This window comes from Oribacterium sp. P9 (assembly GCF_046365365.1).
Classification (GTDB): Bacteria; Bacillota; Clostridia; order Lachnospirales; family Lachnospiraceae; genus Oribacterium.
In genome coordinates this window covers 174,827-192,797 of the sequence record NZ_JBKEIS010000001.1, presented here as the reverse complement: position 1 = coordinate 192,797, position 17,971 = coordinate 174,827, and the positions used below count along the sequence as shown (strand labels likewise).

The window sequence follows — 17,971 nt, the reverse complement described above, 5'->3', positions numbered from 1 at the left end:
GTGCCCCTGCCAGGTACAGAGTCCCTTATTTCTCGATTTCCAGACGACCGTCGGCGATGCACTTTCCAGACTGACGGTCGAACAGCAGGATGTGGCTGCCGTGGATGTCGATGCCGGCCTGCTCGCCGATCCTGTAGGCATTGTTTCCGAAGATCACACCGGTCAGAAGATAGTCATCCTGCACACAGAGCTTGAGCGTCGATTCCATACCGGTCGGCATGGCACCGAAGATCGTGGTCTGGAGCGCACCCTCCGGCTCGATGTCGATGGCCTCCGGACGGATACCCAGCACGAGGTCACGGTTTGTGAGGACCGGATCCTCGAGGATGGAGCTGTCCTCTTCGATGACCTTTTCGATATGGTACTTGAAGACCTCATCCTTGTTGCTCTTCTCGACGGCGTGCTTCTGCTTCAGACGGTCGATTTCTGCCTGCTTCTTCGCGGCAGCATCTGCATCCCGCTGTGTGAACCAGGTCGGAAGTTCGAGCGCTTCGTTCGGGATGAAGCGTGCATGGATGCCATGGAAGATCTCGAGGGCGACGCTGCCGTCTGCACTTTGCTCACCCGTGGCTTCTACGAAGTTGATGGACGGGTTGCCGACGAAATCGGCCGCGAAGAGATTCGTCGGGCGGTTGTAGACCTCGAGCGGTGCGTCGTACTGCTGGAGGACACCGTTGTTGATGAGGCAGATCTTCGTCGCGAGGGTCATCGCTTCCATCTGATCATGGGTGACGTAGACGAAGGTCGATCCGGTCTCCAGGTGAAGACGCTGCAGCTCGTAGCGCATCTCGAGACGAAGCTTCGCATCGAGGTTACTGAGCGGCTCATCCATGAAGAGCACCTGTGGCTCCGGTGCGAGGGTACGGGCGATGGCGACACGCTGCTGCTGACCGCCGGAAAGCTCTGCCGGATAACGGTCCATGAACATACCGATCTTGACGACACGGGAAACCTGACGTACACGGCTGTCGATCTCTTCGTCCGTTAATTTCCGGACCTCCATGATCGCGGTGCCGTTCTGTGTGACGTGGAAATGCTCGTCGAGGGTCTGCCCCTTCGCCGCATAGCCTGCATTGATCTCCGCAAGAGTCTTCTCATAGCCGGCACGTGCCGCGTCGGCCGCCTGCTGCGGATCCGCCGCCTCATGAATCTTCAGGTTGAAGAGCTCCTTCGCGCTCATGATGGAGAGGTTGAAGGTGTCGATGAGCTTCACGTAGGCCTTTTCGGTATCGAGCTTTCCGTTCTTATCGCGGCAGTCCTCGATCTGGTCCTTTACCTTCTTTCCACTCTTCAGCGCATGCATGAGATCGGAGCTGACCTTCGCCTTTACGTCGATCCGCGGCAGCTCTTCTTTGATGTTTTTAAGACCGAAGGAGATGTTCTGATACACGGTCATGTTCGGCCAGAGTGCATAGTTCTGGAAGAGGAAGCCGACCTTTCGTTTATTGGCCGGAACATTGATTCCCTTATCCGAATCGAAGACGACGCGGTCGCCGATTTTGATCTGCCCTTCGGTCGGCGTCTCGAGGCCCGCAATCATACGAAGGATGGTGGTTTTTCCACAGCCGGAAGGCCCCAGCAGCGTGACGAAGGCATTGTCCGGGATATCGAGACTGAGGTCATCGACACCGAAATAGTTTTTCCAGCGTTTGGTGATGTGTGTTAATGTGATGGACGGCATACTTAACCTCCTATTCCGTTATCAAGGCTTGCTCCCGTCAGGACATTGACGAGGGTGTTAAACAGAAGAATCGTCATGATGAGGATCAGGTTGATCGCACTGGAGAAGGCGTACAGACCCATCTCATCGAAGTAATCCAGTGTCGTGGAGAGGATGAAGCCCTGGGTGCAGAGAAGCAGGAACAGGGACAGCTCACGAAGGCAGGTCATGAACGGCAGGGTATAGCCGCTGATGATGGAGCTCTTCTGAATCGGGATGATGATGTTCAGCATCCGCTTATGCCACGGGATATCCTGAATGATGGCGGCCTCTTCGATCTCACCGGAGAGCTGCAGCATCGAGTTCAGGGAGTTTCTGGAGGCGAACGGGATGTACTTGACGACACCCGCGATGATCAGCAGGGTGTAGGTGTTGAACAGGTTCACGTGCTGATTACTGAAAAGGATGAAGAACGCAGCGCCGACCGCGATGGATGGCATCAGGTACGGCAGGAAGGCGACGTTGTTCACGTAGTTCGCCCACTTCGAGCGACGGTTCTTCGATACGGCGTAGCCGATCAGGGTGCCGATCGTACCGGCGATGAGTGCGCAGACGATGGCGAGGAACAGGGTACCCTTGAAGGCGTGCCAGATGGTCGGATTATAGAGGATACCGTGCTGGCCATACATACCATTCTCACTGACATTTTCATGCGTCAGCCACCACTTCGTGGTGAGGTTTGAGGTATCGTGCGTGTACAGGAAGCTGTAATCGCCCGGGTTCGGCAGAAAGGTCTCCAGCGCGAAAAGAAGGATCGGCCAGATGGAGGTGAAGAAGGTCAGCAGGATGAAGACCACGCCCATGATGTACTTTCCGGCTTTTCCGAGGTTGATCTTACTGAGCTGCCCGGACTTGCCGGTGACGGTCGTGTAGTTCGCGCGACCGGTGACGGAGGTTTGATTGAGACCCAGGATCAGGACGCCGAAGAGCATCATGATGATCGCGAGGATGCTGGCTTCACCGGTGTACTTCGAGTTCAGCGAGATGTACTTCGTCGACAGGGTCGTGAGGCCGAGGTAATGCGGCACCGGATAGGAGCCCATCGCGGATCCGAAGACGAGCAGGATCGTACTGAGGATCGCCGGCCGGATCATCGGCAGCGTCACGCGCAGCATGATCTTCCACTTCGGGGTATCGAGGATGGTCGCTGCCTCCTCGAGGTTCGCATCCATGTTTTTAAAGATACCGCCGATCAGGATGTAGGCGAACGGTGCATAGTGAAGACCGAGTACCATGGCACTCGGGAAAGTGCCCAGACAGAACCACTTCGGCATACAGATGCCGAACAGTGATGCGAGGAGGCCATCGGACGTACCGCAGACAGCATTGGAATTAAACATATGCTGCCATACGACGGCGAGAGTCCACTGTGGCATGATGTACGGAAAAATGAAAATCGAGCTTAAATACTTTTTGAAGCGCATGTTGGTTCTCGTCACCAGGAAGGCGAAAAAACCACCATACAGGATGGAAATCACACAGGTCATGACCGAGAGAATCACGGTATTGATGAGTGGTTTCCAGAGATTGGTCATTGCAAGACGGCTCGTAAAAAGATCGACATAGTTCACGACGCTGTAGCCGGAGGCCTTTCCGGTGAGATGTGCGTCGATGGTGCCCGGATGGATCTGGAAGGTGTCACGGACGATAGCGACGATCGGGGCTACCGTACTGAAGGTGAGCACGATACCGAAGACGAGCAGGATGATGTTCTGCGGCTTCGAAAAGAAGGTGACGATCTTATTACGGAGTATGGCTTTCGTATCACGTGTACCGGATGCAGTCGTTTCCATAGATGAATTCCTCCGTTCTTAAAACCGACCGGGGAGTCATGAGCTCCCCGGCCGAAAAATCAGTTCATATAATGCGCTTTTACTTCGCGTCTGCGTACTTGGTCAGGGTCTCGATCCAGCTGCCGACACCGAATGCAGCGTCTGCGCAGTACTCCGGATCCTCGAGTACGAGCTCGCCGGTGGTGGTCCACCAATCATAGCCACGGTCATCCTTTGCAGGGAACGCATCTTCGCCAGCGTCGTTATAGCCGCCCTTTGCGTGGTTATAGGTTGCCTCGATCTGCTCTGCAACCTTCGGGTTCGAGCTGTAACCGCCCATGTCCTTGCCCCATGCACTGAAGCCGTCCTCTGTACATGTCATGTAGGATATAAATGCACATGCGGTCCATGGAAGCGGGCTGTTCTTCGTCAGGAAGAGGTAGTGGTTGTAGCCGTAGCCGCCGATGCCCTTATAGCCATCCTGGTATGCAGCTACCTTGATGTTGTTGACGGAAACCGTTGCGGATTCCTCTACAGAACGAAGCTTCGAGTAAACGAGGAGACCGGACTGATCCTTCGCGGACTTATCTACGAGGGTGTTGCAGATCGGGCCATCATCGGTCTGTGCGTTGTAATTCTCTACCCAGAGCTTGATCCATGCTAGGGCGTACTTGCCGTTCTCACCGAGACCGAAATCGTCTGCATCCGAAGCCACTTCCTGAATGGTCGGATCGAAGTAAGCCTTGTGCTCATCATCGAGTGCATCGTAGGCATCCTTCAGCATGCCGGCGTACTTATCCTCGGTCAGCATGTACAGGAAGTTCTTGCCGACGAGCTCGGAATCGATGTCCATGTACAGCGGGTGCTGATCCTTATAAATGAAATCCCAGCAGTTCTTAAACTCAGCGGAGCCGGTTGAGTTATACATAAAGACCTTATTCAGCGTCTGCAGTGGCAGGTAGCCGCTGTAAGCATCCGCGGTGGTTCCGTTGGCCTCTGCCCACTCCTTCGGGATGAAGGTCTTCAAGATATCGGTATCGACCATCTTACTCTTGATCTGGTTACCATCCTGGATGAGGGTCATCGCGAAGGTTCCGCTGTCCTTCAGAGAATCTGCGGTGAGCTGCTCGAAGATCTTGTTGTTCTTCGGCTGCTGCCACTCGAACTCCATGTTGTAATTCGGATCGATGGTCTGCAGATAGGCGATAAACAGTGGAAGTGCAGACTTACCACGTGAGGAGTTACCGACGCCGTAGAAGGTCTTACCATTCGACTCTTCGATGGCCTTCTTTGCGAGTTCCTCCATGGACATCCCTTCGGCTTCCTTGATGATGGCATCGATGCCGGTCAGGTTCTCTTCCTTCGGAGCCTCGGTTTCCGCCGGCTGTGCCGCCTGGGTCTCTGCCGGCTTGTCAGCGGCAGCGGCTGCCGTGGTGGCTGCGCTGTTGTTCGATGAGGATCCGCATGCGGCCAGCATGGATACGGCCATCGATGCAGTCAGTAGTAACGAGATGAGTTTACGTTTTCTCATAAATGTGCCTCCCTTATGGTTTCACGATCGGCTCTCCATATGTTCTGAAGAGCTTTCTTTACTTGATGCGTCTAGTATAGAAATTTTTTCGCAAAACAAAAACGCGGTAAAAATGATATTTTGATGGTCATTTCTGACATCTTTTTATCATTTATCCGCGTTTTCGTGTGCAGTATGCACATATTTCGGAGGTCTGGCTTCCTATAGGACAGCTCAGGCCTTTTCTGTTTCTTTTTGTTCAGCCGCTTCCATCCTCGCACCAGCATGCGCGTCCGCGCGTGTCAGCCTGCCTGGTAATCGGACGGGGTCATCCCGGTCAGTTTTTTAAAGGTACTGGAGAAGTAGGCGATGTCGTGGTAGCCGACCATCTCGCAGACCTCATAGACCTTATAGCGCACATCCCGGAGGAGGCGCATCGCTGTCCGCATCCGATAGCAGGTGATATAGCTGTTGATGCTCTGTCCGGTGTCCTTCTTAAAGAGACGGCTGAGATGCCCCTCGGATACGCCGATCGCTTCGGCGATGCGCGTGATGCTGATGGCATCCTCACTATAGTGATCTGCGATGTATCCGATGGCACTCTGTACATAGCGATGCATCTCCGGGTCCGCGTCCTTTAGTGGCAGAAGCTCCGCATCCTTCGGTGAGGCCGTGTGCTGACCGTGCAGGATCGCCTCCCCGAGGATCTTCTTTACGACCGCTTCGAGCTGTCCGTCCTCGAATGGCTTCAGCAGATAGTCGGAGGCCTGCAGGCGCACCGCCTGCTGCGCATAGCTGAAGTCACTGTAGGCTGTGAGGAAAATGACCTTTACATCCAGCTTTTCCTCGCGCAGTGTCCGCACGAGCTCGATGCCGTCCATCTTCGGCATGCGGATATCCGTGACGATCAGCACCGGATGCAGTGTACGTGCCAGTGCGAGGGCCTCCTCTCCGTTTTTCGCCTGTCCGACGACCTCACAGCCGACACTCTTCCAGTCGGTTCCCTGAACGATGCCCTCCCGGACGAACTTTTCGTCATCGACGACGAGTACAGGTATCATGTTACACCTCCATTTATTTCGTATACGGCAGGCGGAGAATGACATCCGTACCGCCCTCCGGCAGCCGTGCGATATCGATGCCGTACTGCGGGCCATAATTCAGCCGGATGATCGAATCCACGTTCGCGAAACCGAGATGCCCGCTCAGCAGCTTTCCATCATGCTTCTTCACCATCTCGATGAAGGCATCCTCGATGCCACAGCCGTTATCCATCACATGGACCTCGAGCTCCTCTTCTACCCGGCGGGCGGTGACCTTCACGAGTCCATCCTCGACGCCCTCGAGGCCATGGATGATGGCGTTTTCGACGATCGGCTGCAGCATCAGCTTCGGCACCATGCATGCCATCAGCTCCTCCGGCACCTCGACCTCGAAGCTGAAGGAGTCATCGAAGCGCAGCTCCTGGATATTACAGTAGCTTTCGAGGAGCTCGAGCTCCTCCTGCAGCGTTTCGAACTCCCGGCCCGAGATGCTGCGGCGGAGGATCTTCGCGAGGTCCGAGCTGAGTGCGACGATCTCCGGGACCTGATGTGCCTTCGCCACCCACTTGATGGTGTCGAGCGTGTTATAGAGGAAGTGCGGATTCAGCTGTGCCTGCATCATCCGCATCTCGGTTTCGTTGAGATGCTTCTGCTGCTGCACCCGCTCTTCCATGTTCCGGCGGATCCGTACCGTCGTTTTATTGAAGCCATCGGCGAGCTGGCCGAGCTCGTCATCTCGTGGAAGCTCTACATGGGCGTTCAGATCTCCATGACGCAGGGCCCGCATGCCGTCACTCAGCTTCTGAATCGGCTGGGCGAGGTAATTTGATACATAGCCGGACAGCATGAGACTTCCGATGAGCACCAGCACCGTGATGATCAGCAGCATCATGAACATCATACGGAAGATGTCCTCGCTGAGTGCCGGTGGCGTCATATAGACGAGCGTCAGTCCCGTGTCGCCGACGAAGGCCGCATAGAGATTATCGGCGAATGTCTCATTCAGGCATCGACCCTCCAGACGATTCTTCCGGAAAAGCTGAAGGTTCGCCTCGGAAGCGAGGTTTCCACCGGCGTAGAGCGGCTCCCAGTAGGCATTCAACAGGAGGACGCCCTCGTTACCGTTATAGCTCTCCTTCAGTATGCTTTCGAAATCGCTCTGGTCGATCGTCACGATGACGTAGCCGGCATTAGCATTGATCTTACGACCGATCTGAAGACTCGTTTCGCGGGTATAGATGCCGTCGTAGTTCAGGACATAGGCCGTCTCCGTCGGCTGTGCCTCGAGGCGGGCGATGATGCCAAAATCGGACGGCAGAGTCTTCGACACCGTGCCGCGGTCCGTCGTATAGATGCGCTTTTCACCGGCGTAGATGTCGACGGTCGAGAAGGAGCGGATCGCCTGTGTCTCACGGTAGAGCGCCGCATAGATGTTCGAGGACGAGACCGTACCCTGGGTCAATGCTTTCCGAATATCTCGATCGTCTGCGATCTGCGCGATGACCTCCTCGACGGAGCGGAAGTGCTCCTCCAGACGCTGCTCGATCAGCTGCTGCTTCGCGAGATCCTGCGCTGCGAACTCCCGGTGAACGCGCGTACGGAACATGCCGACGAGCAGCAGTCCGCTCAGGACGAGCGGAACGACGGATACCAGTGTGAAGTAAAACATCAGCTGACGGCGGTAGGACTTGTTGATGTACTCAAGCATAACGTGCCTCCCAGATCTGCCAGAAGTCCTGCAGCACCTTCGTCTGCCGTTCACTGGCTTCCTCGATATCGAAGGCGAGGATACGGAGCCCTACGGTCTTGTCGTTCGTGGACAGGTCCGTACGGACCGAGCGCCGGAACAGAGGGGAAATCGTATAGCGCTGCACCGGATCGCTCAGGATGAAGTCGATGAAGCGCTCGGCGTTTTCCTGGTGCGGTGCGTTCTTCACGATGGCCGCACCATCCGGAACCGCAGAGGTGCCCTCCGACGGATAGCAGATACCGACATCACTGCCACGTGCGATCTCCTTCAGTGCACTCTCCTCGAGGGTGATGCCCACCAGCCGGTCGCCGTTTGCGACCTCCGTGAGTACCTCTCCGGAGCCCTTCGCGAGATGCCCGTCGAGGTCATCACAGAACTTCGAGAGGAGCTCCGACTCCGGAAGCTGTGTCGCATCCTTCATGGTTTCGAGGATCGTGTAGCTCGTGCCGGACATGGAGGGATCCGCGAAGCTGATACTGCCCTTCCAGCTGCCGTCCAGGAAATCCTGCCAGCTGTGCGGTGCACTCTCCGGCTGCACGATCTTACTGTTATAGATAAACACGATCGGAAGCTCGGTGAAGGGCGTCCAGTAGTGATCCGGCGAGATATAGACCGGATCCAGCTTCGCTTCCAGCGGCGACGAATAGGGCTGAAAACAGTCCTTATAGGCTTCCAGCATCTCGATGCCGCCGCCGAACATGACATCGACCTCCTGCTTCGACGTGCTCTGCATCTCCTGCAGCTCTTCAAGCAGCTCGGTCGTGCCACCCGCACGCACATCGACCCAGATGCCCGTGGATTCCTCGAATTCCTGGATGATCGGACGGTAGACCTCGGCCTTATGTGCCGTATAGATCGTCAGCTTCTGATCCGCGGGGATGTCGCTGAAATCCGGTGTCGCCTCCGTGTCGCGGCTTCCGCAGGCACTGAGCACAGAGAGTATAAGTGTGCCGGTTAAAAGCAGACCGGCGCAGATGTTCCGTCGTTTGTGCAGCTTTATCATGATTTTCACTTCCACTTTCTGATTATTTTATTATTATAATAGAAATACCGTAAATTTTTCAGTAAAAATGTGCGAGGGGAGGACTGAATGGTGAACATCGATCGAATGCATGTCAAAGAGGCCTTTAAAGCCTATGTTTCAGATTATGATCTCAGCGATGTGAAGGTAAAGCTGAAGGTAGACCACACCTACCGCGTCGCTGCGATGTGCGACGCAATCACGGAAGACCTCGGACTGTCTGCGGCCGACCGGGATCTCGCCTGGCTCAGCGGTATGCTCCACGACATCGGCCGCTTCGAGCAGCTACGCCAGTACCATACCTTTCAGGACCGTCTGTCCTGCAATCATGCGATGCTGAGTGCGGATATCCTCTTCCATGACGGGAAGCTCCGTCTCTTTGTGCGCGATGCTGAGGAGGACGAGCTTGCGCTCCTCGAGAAGACGATACGTCTCCACAACGTGTACCGCCTCCCGGAGGAGCTCAGTGCACGCGAGTACCGCTTCGCCACCATCCTGCGGGATGCAGATAAAATCGACATCCTGCGCGTGAACTGCGAAACACCGCGCAGCGAGATCTATGATCTCCCGGAGGAAGCCTTCCGCACCGCGTCCATCTCCGATCAGGTCTACGATGACGTGATGCATGCGCGCAATGTCGACCGCGCGTACGCTCGCACCGCCATCGACTTCATGATCGGCCACATGGCCTTCGTCTTCGGACTCGTCTATACCGAGAGCTTCCGGCAGGTACGCGCACAGGGCTACCTCGACGAGATGCTGCGCTTTCAGAGTGATCATCCAGACACCCGCGAAAAGCTGAAGCACATACGCCAGGCCATCGAGCAGTTCATCGAGCGCCGGCTTCTCAATGACCGCCAGGAATACGACACCCCGATCGGAAAGGTATGTATGTCACGGGAAGAACACGAAGCCTACCTGGAAAAACAGGAACGGTATTCCTAAAGCGCTATAAAAGCACAAAAAAGACCACCGAGAGTTCATTCTCGATGGTCTATCAATCGTCGGGGTGACAAGATTCGAACTTGCGACCCCCTGGTCCCAAACCAGGTGCTCTAGCCAAACTGAGCCACACCCCGATACGCTTTTCTCAAGCGACTTGTATACTATACTTAATTCAGGCAATGTTGTCAACTGATTTTTGACTTTTTTCAGTTACAGTGATTTTTAACGTGTAGCAGTTCAAGCAGGGGACCCGGAGGGAATCGTAAGAAAATCCGACAGAAAGCAGGAATCTGTTTATATTTACGCTCTTTTTTCGTAAATTGTGCTTTATTTTTATTACGAAAATGTTTGAAAACTGTATTAAAATCTTAAGAAATGTGTTATAAAAGGTTTAGAAATTTTGAGTCACGAATTCAGTGACAGATTTCAAATTTATTTGAGAGGTATATGATGATGAAGATGACAAAGAAGATTGCTGCTATGGTGATGACTGGCGCTCTGGTTGCTGCTATGTCCGTTCCTGCATTCGCTGGTGTTGCTTCCTATGACATCGGTTCCTTAAATGCAAAGAACGCTTACTCCTATGCTGCTGCTGAGTATGCAAACGCTATTCATGAGGCTGCTGTAGCTCAGGCTGCTGTTGATCCAGCTGCTCCTGTAGTTGTTGCTGCTACGGATGGCACTCAGATTGTTTACGCTAACTACTCTGAGTATGCTGCTGCTATGGCTAACCTCGCTCGTGAGGCTTTCGCTGCACAGGGCATCGACAACGCAGCTGCTTTAGGCTACGGTGTAAACTGATCATCAGCACATACAACTGAATAAATGAACGAATCCCCGGACCGTATGTCGGTTCGGGGATTTTTTCAGCAAAAGAGCCACCCGTCTGACAGGTGGCTCTCTCACGCCACAAGCAGAATATGATTCGATGTCCGTCAGAAGTACCGCGACAGATCGTCGTACACATGTACAGCGGACGGTATTACAGCAGTGTTGTGATGATATAGGCCATCACCGGCAGGGTCAGGATACTGAGCACGGTGGACAGGATGACGGCACCGGCGACCTTCTCTTCATCATAGTGGAACTGCACGGCGAAAACCGTACTGATGGCGGCGCACGGACAGGCTTCGAGCAGCAGGACGACCTCGGAGGCCATGCCGAAGCTGATATGCAGGAAGCCATAAATCAGCAGGCATACCGCCGGAATCAGTATCAGGCGAATGCCGATGATGGCGAGAACGGCTCTGTCCCGGATCACCTTCGAAAGCTCAGAGCCTGCGAGTATCATACCGGTGATCATCATACTGATCGGAGTGTTCAGCCCACCAATCTGTGAAATCGGCTGATGGATCAGTTCAGGTACAGGAATCTGGAAAAGATAGAGCACAAGGCCGACGACTACTGCAATCATAGCAGGAGCACGGACGATCGTGTTCACTACCTTTTTCGCGTCGGTCTGACCGGAGACTCTCGCATAGCCATAGGTCCAGATCAGGATATTGAAGACGGTGTTGTAGCTGCTGGCATACAGGAGACCTTCGTTTCCGAACAGTGCCTGAATCAGCGGGAAGCCCATGTAGCCGGCATTGGAAAAAATCATCGCAAATTCGAAAATCGCCCGATTATCCTTTCCCATTCGTCGTGCGGCCAGCACAGCGATGACGAGACCGATCATAATCAGAATAAAGGAATGGATAAACGCCAGGACGATCCCGTGAAAAACCTCTGCATCAAATTCTGCGATATAGGAATTCACGAGCATGCAGGGTACGACGATCGATACCAGCAGACTGGAGAAGTGATGTCGCGCTTCCGGTGTCAGTACCTTCGCTTTGATCGCGAAATATCCTGTCATAATCAGCATAAAAAAGACGACGACCTGGCGGGCCGAGATGAGTGCAAGTTCCATGCGGGTTCCTCTTCGGTACAAAAAAGGTGGCTGACACATATCCATCGCGGTCAGGACGGTTTGTCCTGCAGCCGACATCAGAGGATATGTGTGCCACCTGTGAACGATATGATGACTGCTTACGCCGCTGTAATCGAGAGCGTATCGCCACTGACTGTCGCATCGGCACCTGTTTCCTGTGCCGTGGTAGCACTTACATGATACATCGCCTGTGCACTTGAATCAAGGAAGACTGTTTCATGGCTTCCGTTTTCTGTGTTTTTTTCACTTCCTTCACCGAAGAAGTTCCTCAGCATCGGACGAAGCATGGCCTCCTCCACCCCCAGTGCGGACGTGTCCACCGTGATCTGCTTCACACGTTCCGGCGTGGTCGCCACGTGTACCTCGACGGCGACCGGCGCATCCTGCTGCAGGATGTACAGCGCGGCGGTATAGATTTCGCAGCCGTCTGCATCACTTTTTCCGGTATCCGTCAGGCGTGTGCCGAGCTGCTGCTCGATCGCCGGGATCCCTGTGCCGGCTGGCCATGCATCCACCTGCGGCTGGAAGGCACCTGCAGCACGGACGTCCATCGGCGTCGCCTCCACTTCTGTTCGGAAGCGGCCACTCTTCTCCCGCATCAGCCCCTGCACGGTATCCCCGACGATGGCCGCTGCCTTCGCGAGCTCCTCCATCTCCGGAGCATCGCCCTCATCCTTCGATGACGGAACGCGGTTTCCTGTCTGTTCACTTTCGCCACGCTTCGGTTCAGTGCCGGCACTTTCCGTGTTTCTGTCTTCACGAGAGGCATCCGCGCCACCCTCCTGCAGGAGCATCGCCGCCGGGATGCCATCCATGCTGAACGCCGTATGATCCGACAGCTTATCCACGCGCATCGTCGCCTTCTGCCCGCTCATCCGCTTCACAGATTTCACGAGCCGGTCCGTGAGTGGATTTTCATGGCCGTTGCTCACGGCGATTTGAAAGGCGCCGGCGTCTGTATGGCCAATGTCGCCGACCTGGATGTCGGCGACCACCCGTGCCTTCTCTTCGTCCGGGAGGCTCTCGAGGTAGTTTCGTGCCCCCGTCTGCACATCCGCTTCTCCGTTAAATGCGATATAACGAAGCTCGACGGCACTCTTCTGTTTCTGTGTCTGCTCTGAAACGGCCTTCAGCACCGCAAGTCCAGCCGCGTTCGGCGCACCCTCCGGTGTATAGAGCGCTGTGGACAGCACCACGATGTCCGCAGCGACCGGATCTGTAGCGCCCTGCTGGATCGCGAGGAGCGTATAGCCGTCGCCCGTCTCCGGGATCGCATCGGCTTCGCTCTGGTAAGCCGTCGTCACGGCCTTTTTGTAGTCCGAGGCATCGAGGCGAAGCTGATGATAGACGATGCGCGGTGCGAGCAGGCCGATACCGAGGAGGAGCGCCCGCACCCCATCGCGCCGGGCCTTCGTATCCTTATAGAGGACGGCATGCAGGAACTGCATCGCCGCGAAAATCAGCACCAGTACGCCGATGACATAGATAAACAGAAACACGAGATCCAGCGGATCCCGTAGCATATAGGCAATCTTCATAAAACCTGTCTTTCCCTTATGGTGCCCTGAGGGGCGTTTCATCGGACGTAAAAGCCCTTGCCGTCCGGACGCGTCCGTCGGCAAAGGCTTTTACCGTCGATCATTCATTACTTCTGCATGTTCTTCAGAGCTTCCACCATCTCGACGTCGTCCTGCAGGACGCGGAAATTCGTGGTCACCGGATGCTCACCCGGCTTCGTGATCGTGATCTCGATCACTGAGCCCTCCGGGATCCCGGTCGAGACAAAATGCTGGACATAGGAGACCACCTTCGGGTGATCTGCCTGGAACTTCTTGAAAAGGCCTGCGACCTTCATCATCGCTGCTGGATTCATCATCTGTTTTTCCTCCGTTATCATTTTTTAATTATAGCTTTTCTTCTCGGAATCGAGCGTGAACCAGAAATCCACACCGGTCCGTGTATTCTTCACACCGCACTTCTGGTGGTGGGAATCCATGATGGCCTTGACGATACTGAGGCCGAGGCCACTGCCGCCATAGGAGCGGGTATGCGCCTTGTCCACCTTGAAGAACTTCTCCCAGATCTGCTGCAGGTCCTCCTCCGGAATCGGCTTGCCGGTGTTTGACACATGGATGGAAACCGTGCCATTCAGCGCCTTTTCGGAAAACAGGCTGATATTGTTCGGTTCCTGCAGATGGTTGAGCGCGTTGTTGAGGTAATTTGTGATGACCTCCTCGATTTTAAATTCATCTGCCCATACCATCGTGCCTTCCGGAATATCGATTTCAACATGTGCATCCTTCTGACGAATCAGAATCTCCGATTTCGTCACGACGCCATGGACGACTTTTGAGATATCGAAGAGTGAAAAATCCGGCAGGTCTTTTCCCTGCTCGATGGAGCTCAGGTTCATAAGCTCATGCACCATGACATTCATACGCTTCGCTTCATCCACGATGACACCACAGTAGTATTCCCGTGCCGCCGGATCGTCCGCAAGTCCCTCATTGAGTCCCTCCGCGTAGCCCTGGATCAGCGCGATCGGTGTCTTCAGCTCGTGGGAGACATTGGCGATAAACTCCTGCTGGCGCGCCGCGATCTTCGTTTTGTTCTGAACATCCGACTGTAGTTCGTTATTTGCAGTTTTGAGCTCAGCGATGGCGCTCTCCAGTTTATCAGACATCACATTCATAGAATTACCGAGTACACCGATTTCATCACAGCGGCAGCCGGTATAACGTGTTGTGAAGTCCAGTCTCGACATCTTCTCACTTAGGCTGGCGATCTCGTTGATCGGCTTTGAGATTTCACGACTCATGAAGTAAACGATGATGGAGCCGATCACCATCGCACAGATGCCAATGATCAGGAGGAAACGGTTAAAGAAGGATACCGACTCGCGCAGGCTGGAAATCGGCATCGACATAATAAATGTTGTCGTATTATCCGAAAAGTATCCCCAGCTCTCTATGTAGAGGTTTCCACTGTTCTGGTCGCGGTTCCGCTCGATGATATAATTATCAAAGCTCGCAAGGATCTTTCCCTTCTCACCGAAACGGTTTCCGAAAATATACCGATTCAGCTTCTGGGACTGACGATTCAAATCGCCGAAGGTCGAGAATACCCGATCCGTCTGCGTGTCAATGATGATGACGCTGACATTACTCGTCTCTGAGAGTGACTTCAGATACGTTGTCGCCGGTGTTTCTGTTTGAGGATTCGAGGTATCGTAGTTGCTCGGAAACAGCTGACCGACGCGGTCGTCTGTATCCGTGCTGCTTCCCAGCATTGCATCGAGGGTCGAGTAGGCGTTCTCCAGGGTGCTGACCTTCTGCATCGTGTAGGAGCCTTCCAAAAAGAAGGAATTTGCCATCAGAATGGCGATGAGCAGCACTGCGATGAGACCCATAAAAATACCGGTGAAGCGCCATTTGATACTGCTTTTAAAACGATTCTGCTTTTTCATGCCTTCTCTTCCACTTCGAACTTATAGCCCATGCCCCAGACGGTCTTGATATAATCACCCTTCGTACCCATCTTCGCACGCAGCTTCTTCACATGCGTGTCGATCGTCCGGGCATCTCCGAAGTAATCATAGTTCCAGACGTTATTGAGAATCTTTTCGCGGGACAGCGCGATGCCCTTGTTTTCGATGAAGTAGAGCAGAAGCTCATACTCCTTGAAGCTGAGCTCGATTTCCTTTCCATCGATCTTCACGGAGTGTGCCGACTTATCGACCTCGATACCGCCGACACGTACGACCTCATTCTGGTTCACGCCGGAGCGGCGAAGGATCGCCTCAACACGGGCCACCAGGATCTTCGGTGAAAACGGCTTCGAGATATACTCATCGGCACCGTACTCGAAGCCCTTCAGCTCGTCCGTCTCCTCCGTGCGCGCCGTCAGCATGATGACCGGCACCTTACTGTGCTCCCGCACAGTTTTCAGCACCTCCCAGCCATCCATCTTCGGCATCATCACATCGAGGATGATGAGTGCGATCTCCTTATCTGCGAAAAAGACGTCGATCGCTTCCTCGCCGTCACCGGCCTCCACGGTCTCATAGCCCTTGATCTTCAGGAAATCGGAAATCAGCTTCCGCATCCGCTCTTCATCATCGACGACCAGTACTTTTAATCTATCCATCTTCCTACCTCTTACTATTTCATGCACGCGTATTCTGCTCCTTCGGCGCGCTCATCCGCCTCAGGGATCGTGATTCCGGTGATGCTTCCGCCATGGTTCAGCTCCTTCGTCTCCGGAAAATCTCCGGAAGCGAGCGCACCCAGCCATCGTGCTTCGGCTTCACATCCGACAGCCCGTCCAGCAGAAAGCGGCTCGGGCTGCATTTTTTAGCATAGCGACTCTCTGTGAAATAAATGTGAAGTTCTTTCTTCGCCCGCGTACAGGCGACATAAAAGGCCCGTCGCTCCTCCTCGATCTGCGCCGCCGTGACCGCCTTCGTATACGGTGTCACGCCCTCCGTCGCGTCGATGATATGGACGATATCGAACTCGAGCCCCTTACTACCATGGAAGGTCATGAGCCGTATACCTCGCCCCGCCTCGTTTCGGGCAGCTGCCCGCTTCAGCTCCTCCCCGTAGTTCTCCGCATAGCTGAGCCACTTCCGCTTATCCGGCTCCTGCCGCGCGGACAGCTCCAGCGCATCCATTATAGCATGAACGCCGTCCAGCTCCGTATGATTTTCGCGGGCACGATCCTCCAGGTAGCTGATATACCCCACGCGCAGGCCAATGTAGATGACCGCAGCTTCGGATGGCAGGGCACGGATGGCCTTTAAATCCTCTACGAAGCGGTCGAGAATCACGTCCATCCCGCGCTTATCGCGGTAGTAGCGCCGGAGCTTCTCGAAATCCATCGCCCGATCCCGGACGGCCTCCCGCGAGATATAGCGGTTCGGCTTATTCATGATGCGGAGGAAGTCCCGGCGGGTGCCCATGCCGAGGGCGAGCCGGATATAGGCGAGGATGTCCTGCGCCACCGTACTGTCATAGAGATTTTTCGTATGATCTCGCGTTGTATACGGAAGCTGCAGCCGTACAAATTCGGAGATCAGCGGACGCGCCAGGGTCTGGGTACGGAACAGAACGGCGATCCGCTCTGGTGGGATCCCGCGCGCGAGCTCCTCCCGGATGTTCTTCAGCACGAGCGCATACTCCTGCAGCGTGTCGGGCGCCTGATAACGCAGTGCGCGTCCACCCGGCCCCTGTACGGCTGTGATTTCCTTCGGGAAGCGATGTTCGTTCCGGGCGATGACCTGCGCCGAAAATGTGACGATTTCCTCGTGCGAACGGTAGTTATTGGAGAGTGTGATGCGTGCCGCACCTGGATAATCGCGCTCGAAGCCGAGCATGATGCCGGGATCCGAGCCCCGGAAGGCGTAGATCGACTGGTCGTCATCCCCGACGATGAAGAGATTGTTTTCCGGCAGGGCAAGCATGCGCACGATTTCATACTGAAGAGGCGAAATATCCTGGAACTCATCGACCATGACATAGTGGTACTTCTCCTGCCAGCGACGAAGCTCCGCCGGCTCGTCGCGGAAGAGCTGACGACAGCGAAGGAGCATATCATCGAAGTCCACGAGGCGCTGCTGCCCCAGGCTCTCCTGGTAACGCAGCATGAGGGCCGTGAACTGCTCGTTCGAAAGCAGGTTCGAATCAAATTCCGAGAGCAGCTTTCCGCTCCCCTTGAAACGCGAGATCTCGCCGATCAGAAGACGCAGAAAGTCCTGATCATAGCTGCAGTCGATACCGATGGCCTCCGCGATTTCACGCAGCATCTGCGACTGCGTCCGTTCGCTCAGGATGTTTTTATACGAAAAGTGATAGCGGATGCGGAGGATGAAGAAAAAGATCGAGTGGAAGGTGCCGAAGTTCACCTGGCCGCCGGCATCGCACAGGCTGCCCGGGAGGCGCGCATCCTCAGCGGACGAAAAAGCCGGACGATGCCCGGCTTCTGCTTCGTAGGCGTCCCCCAGCCGCTGCTTCAGCTGCTCCTCGAGGTAGAGCTTCCGAAAGCGGCTCTCCATCTCGAGGGCCGCGGCCTTCGTGAAGGTGATGACGAGGATGTCCTCCGGGCGCACGCCGCTCCGGATCAGCTGCAGGATGCGGTGCGTGATCACCGTCGTTTTCCCGGAGCCTGGTCCGGCCAGCACCATCGCCGGCCCGTCTCTGTGTTCGATTGCCCGTTTCTGATCGATAGAAAAACCCATGGCAGTATTCTACCATGGGTTTCTGAAATCTCCTATAGTCGT

The 17,971-nt window shown here is 54.9% G+C and carries 14 protein-coding genes and 1 tRNA gene; 2 read left to right on the top strand and 13 right to left on the bottom strand.

Translation table 11 applies throughout. From position 1 onward, the window contains the following. Window positions 1-25: 25 nt before the first annotated feature. The 6 genes from ACK8P7_RS00815 to ACK8P7_RS00790 form a co-directional block, all read right to left on the bottom strand. Window positions 26-1,681: an ABC transporter ATP-binding protein gene (locus ACK8P7_RS00815; protein WP_410042322.1), complete on the bottom strand. Its 1,656-nt coding sequence runs from the start codon at window positions 1,679-1,681 to the stop codon at window positions 26-28. Window positions 1,682-1,683: 2 nt separating this feature from the next. After that, entirely contained in the window at window positions 1,684-3,513 is a 1,830-nt protein-coding gene (locus ACK8P7_RS00810) for an ABC transporter permease (RefSeq protein WP_410042321.1), read from the bottom strand. Between the two features lie 79 nt (window positions 3,514-3,592). Then, complete coding sequence (locus ACK8P7_RS00805; protein WP_410042320.1) at window positions 3,593-5,023, bottom strand: hypothetical protein; 1,431 nt, start codon at window positions 5,021-5,023, stop codon at window positions 3,593-3,595. Window positions 5,024-5,304: 281 nt separating this feature from the next. Beyond that, complete coding sequence (locus ACK8P7_RS00800) at window positions 5,305-6,063, bottom strand: response regulator (protein ID WP_410042319.1); 759 nt, start codon at window positions 6,061-6,063, stop codon at window positions 5,305-5,307. 13 nt (window positions 6,064-6,076) lie between these two features. Beyond that, window positions 6,077-7,753, bottom strand: a complete 1,677-nt coding sequence (locus ACK8P7_RS00795) for a sensor histidine kinase (protein WP_410042318.1) — start codon at window positions 7,751-7,753, stop codon at window positions 6,077-6,079. Beyond that, window positions 7,746-8,798, bottom strand: coding sequence for an extracellular solute-binding protein (locus tag ACK8P7_RS00790; RefSeq protein ID WP_410042317.1), 1,053 nt, complete (start codon window positions 8,796-8,798; stop codon window positions 7,746-7,748). Before ACK8P7_RS00790 ends, ACK8P7_RS00795 begins: the two co-directional genes overlap by 8 nt. An 87-nt stretch (window positions 8,799-8,885) precedes the next feature. Between ACK8P7_RS00790 and ACK8P7_RS00785 the strand changes: the two genes are divergently transcribed. Then, on the top strand, window positions 8,886-9,761 hold the full coding sequence (locus tag ACK8P7_RS00785) for an HD domain-containing protein (RefSeq protein WP_410042316.1): 876 nt from the start codon (window positions 8,886-8,888) through the stop codon (window positions 9,759-9,761). A 59-nt stretch (window positions 9,762-9,820) separates the two neighbouring features. Here ACK8P7_RS00785 and ACK8P7_RS00780 read toward each other — a convergent pair. After that, window positions 9,821-9,895, bottom strand: a tRNA-Pro gene (locus ACK8P7_RS00780). A gap of 316 nt (window positions 9,896-10,211) precedes the next feature. Here ACK8P7_RS00780 and ACK8P7_RS00775 point away from each other — a divergent pair. Next, window positions 10,212-10,562, top strand: a complete 351-nt coding sequence (locus ACK8P7_RS00775; RefSeq protein WP_410042315.1) for a hypothetical protein — start codon at window positions 10,212-10,214, stop codon at window positions 10,560-10,562. A 181-nt stretch (window positions 10,563-10,743) separates the two neighbouring features. On the opposite strand, the gene ACK8P7_RS00770 is transcribed toward ACK8P7_RS00775, so the two are convergent. The 6 genes from ACK8P7_RS00770 to ACK8P7_RS00745 all read right to left on the bottom strand — a co-directional run bounded on the left by ACK8P7_RS00770 (window position 10,744) and on the right by ACK8P7_RS00745 (window position 17,929). Then, window positions 10,744-11,673, bottom strand: coding sequence for an AEC family transporter (locus ACK8P7_RS00770; RefSeq protein ID WP_410042314.1), 930 nt, complete (start codon window positions 11,671-11,673; stop codon window positions 10,744-10,746). Window positions 11,674-11,792: 119 nt separating this feature from the next. Next, on the bottom strand, window positions 11,793-13,232 hold the full coding sequence (locus ACK8P7_RS00765; protein WP_410042313.1) for a M28 family peptidase: 1,440 nt from the start codon (window positions 13,230-13,232) through the stop codon (window positions 11,793-11,795). Window positions 13,233-13,339: 107 nt separating this feature from the next. Then, on the bottom strand, window positions 13,340-13,570 hold the full coding sequence (locus tag ACK8P7_RS00760) for a hypothetical protein (protein ID WP_410042312.1): 231 nt from the start codon (window positions 13,568-13,570) through the stop codon (window positions 13,340-13,342). A 24-nt stretch (window positions 13,571-13,594) separates the two neighbouring features. Next, window positions 13,595-15,160, bottom strand: a complete 1,566-nt coding sequence (locus ACK8P7_RS00755; RefSeq protein ID WP_410042311.1) for an ATP-binding protein — start codon at window positions 15,158-15,160, stop codon at window positions 13,595-13,597. Continuing rightward, on the bottom strand, window positions 15,157-15,840 hold the full coding sequence (locus ACK8P7_RS00750; RefSeq protein WP_410042310.1) for a response regulator transcription factor: 684 nt from the start codon (window positions 15,838-15,840) through the stop codon (window positions 15,157-15,159). The genes ACK8P7_RS00755 and ACK8P7_RS00750 overlap by 4 nt, the downstream gene beginning before the upstream one ends. 97 nt (window positions 15,841-15,937) lie before the next feature. Then, window positions 15,938-17,929, bottom strand: a complete 1,992-nt coding sequence (locus tag ACK8P7_RS00745) for an ATP-dependent helicase (RefSeq protein ID WP_410042309.1) — start codon at window positions 17,927-17,929, stop codon at window positions 15,938-15,940. Window positions 17,930-17,971: the final 42 nt, after the last annotated feature.

What these genes read in the sequence shown, in the direction of transcription:
- ACK8P7_RS00765 (WP_410042313.1), bottom strand. Translation starts at nt 13,232, where the DNA reads ATGAAGATTGCCTATATGCTACGGGATCCGCTGGATCTCGTGTTTCTG.
- ACK8P7_RS00785 (WP_410042316.1), top strand. Translation starts at nt 8,886, where the DNA reads ATGGTGAACATCGATCGAATGCATGTCAAAGAGGCCTTTAAAGCCTAT.
- ACK8P7_RS00805 (WP_410042320.1), bottom strand. Translation starts at nt 5,023, where the DNA reads ATGAGAAAACGTAAACTCATCTCGTTACTACTGACTGCATCGATGGCC.
- ACK8P7_RS00770 (WP_410042314.1), bottom strand. Translation starts at nt 11,673, where the DNA reads ATGGAACTTGCACTCATCTCGGCCCGCCAGGTCGTCGTCTTTTTTATG.
- ACK8P7_RS00755 (WP_410042311.1), bottom strand. Translation starts at nt 15,160, where the DNA reads ATGAAAAAGCAGAATCGTTTTAAAAGCAGTATCAAATGGCGCTTCACC.
- ACK8P7_RS00800 (WP_410042319.1), bottom strand. Translation starts at nt 6,063, where the DNA reads ATGATACCTGTACTCGTCGTCGATGACGAAAAGTTCGTCCGGGAGGGC.
- ACK8P7_RS00745 (WP_410042309.1), bottom strand. Translation starts at nt 17,929, where the DNA reads ATGGGTTTTTCTATCGATCAGAAACGGGCAATCGAACACAGAGACGGG.
- ACK8P7_RS00775 (WP_410042315.1), top strand. Translation starts at nt 10,212, where the DNA reads ATGATGAAGATGACAAAGAAGATTGCTGCTATGGTGATGACTGGCGCT.
- ACK8P7_RS00760 (WP_410042312.1), bottom strand. Translation starts at nt 13,570, where the DNA reads ATGATGAATCCAGCAGCGATGATGAAGGTCGCAGGCCTTTTCAAGAAG.
- ACK8P7_RS00750 (WP_410042310.1), bottom strand. Translation starts at nt 15,840, where the DNA reads ATGGATAGATTAAAAGTACTGGTCGTCGATGATGAAGAGCGGATGCGG.
- ACK8P7_RS00790 (WP_410042317.1), bottom strand. Translation starts at nt 8,798, where the DNA reads ATGATAAAGCTGCACAAACGACGGAACATCTGCGCCGGTCTGCTTTTA.
- ACK8P7_RS00815 (WP_410042322.1), bottom strand. Translation starts at nt 1,681, where the DNA reads ATGCCGTCCATCACATTAACACACATCACCAAACGCTGGAAAAACTAT.
- ACK8P7_RS00810 (WP_410042321.1), bottom strand. Translation starts at nt 3,513, where the DNA reads ATGGAAACGACTGCATCCGGTACACGTGATACGAAAGCCATACTCCGT.
- ACK8P7_RS00795 (WP_410042318.1), bottom strand. Translation starts at nt 7,753, where the DNA reads ATGCTTGAGTACATCAACAAGTCCTACCGCCGTCAGCTGATGTTTTAC.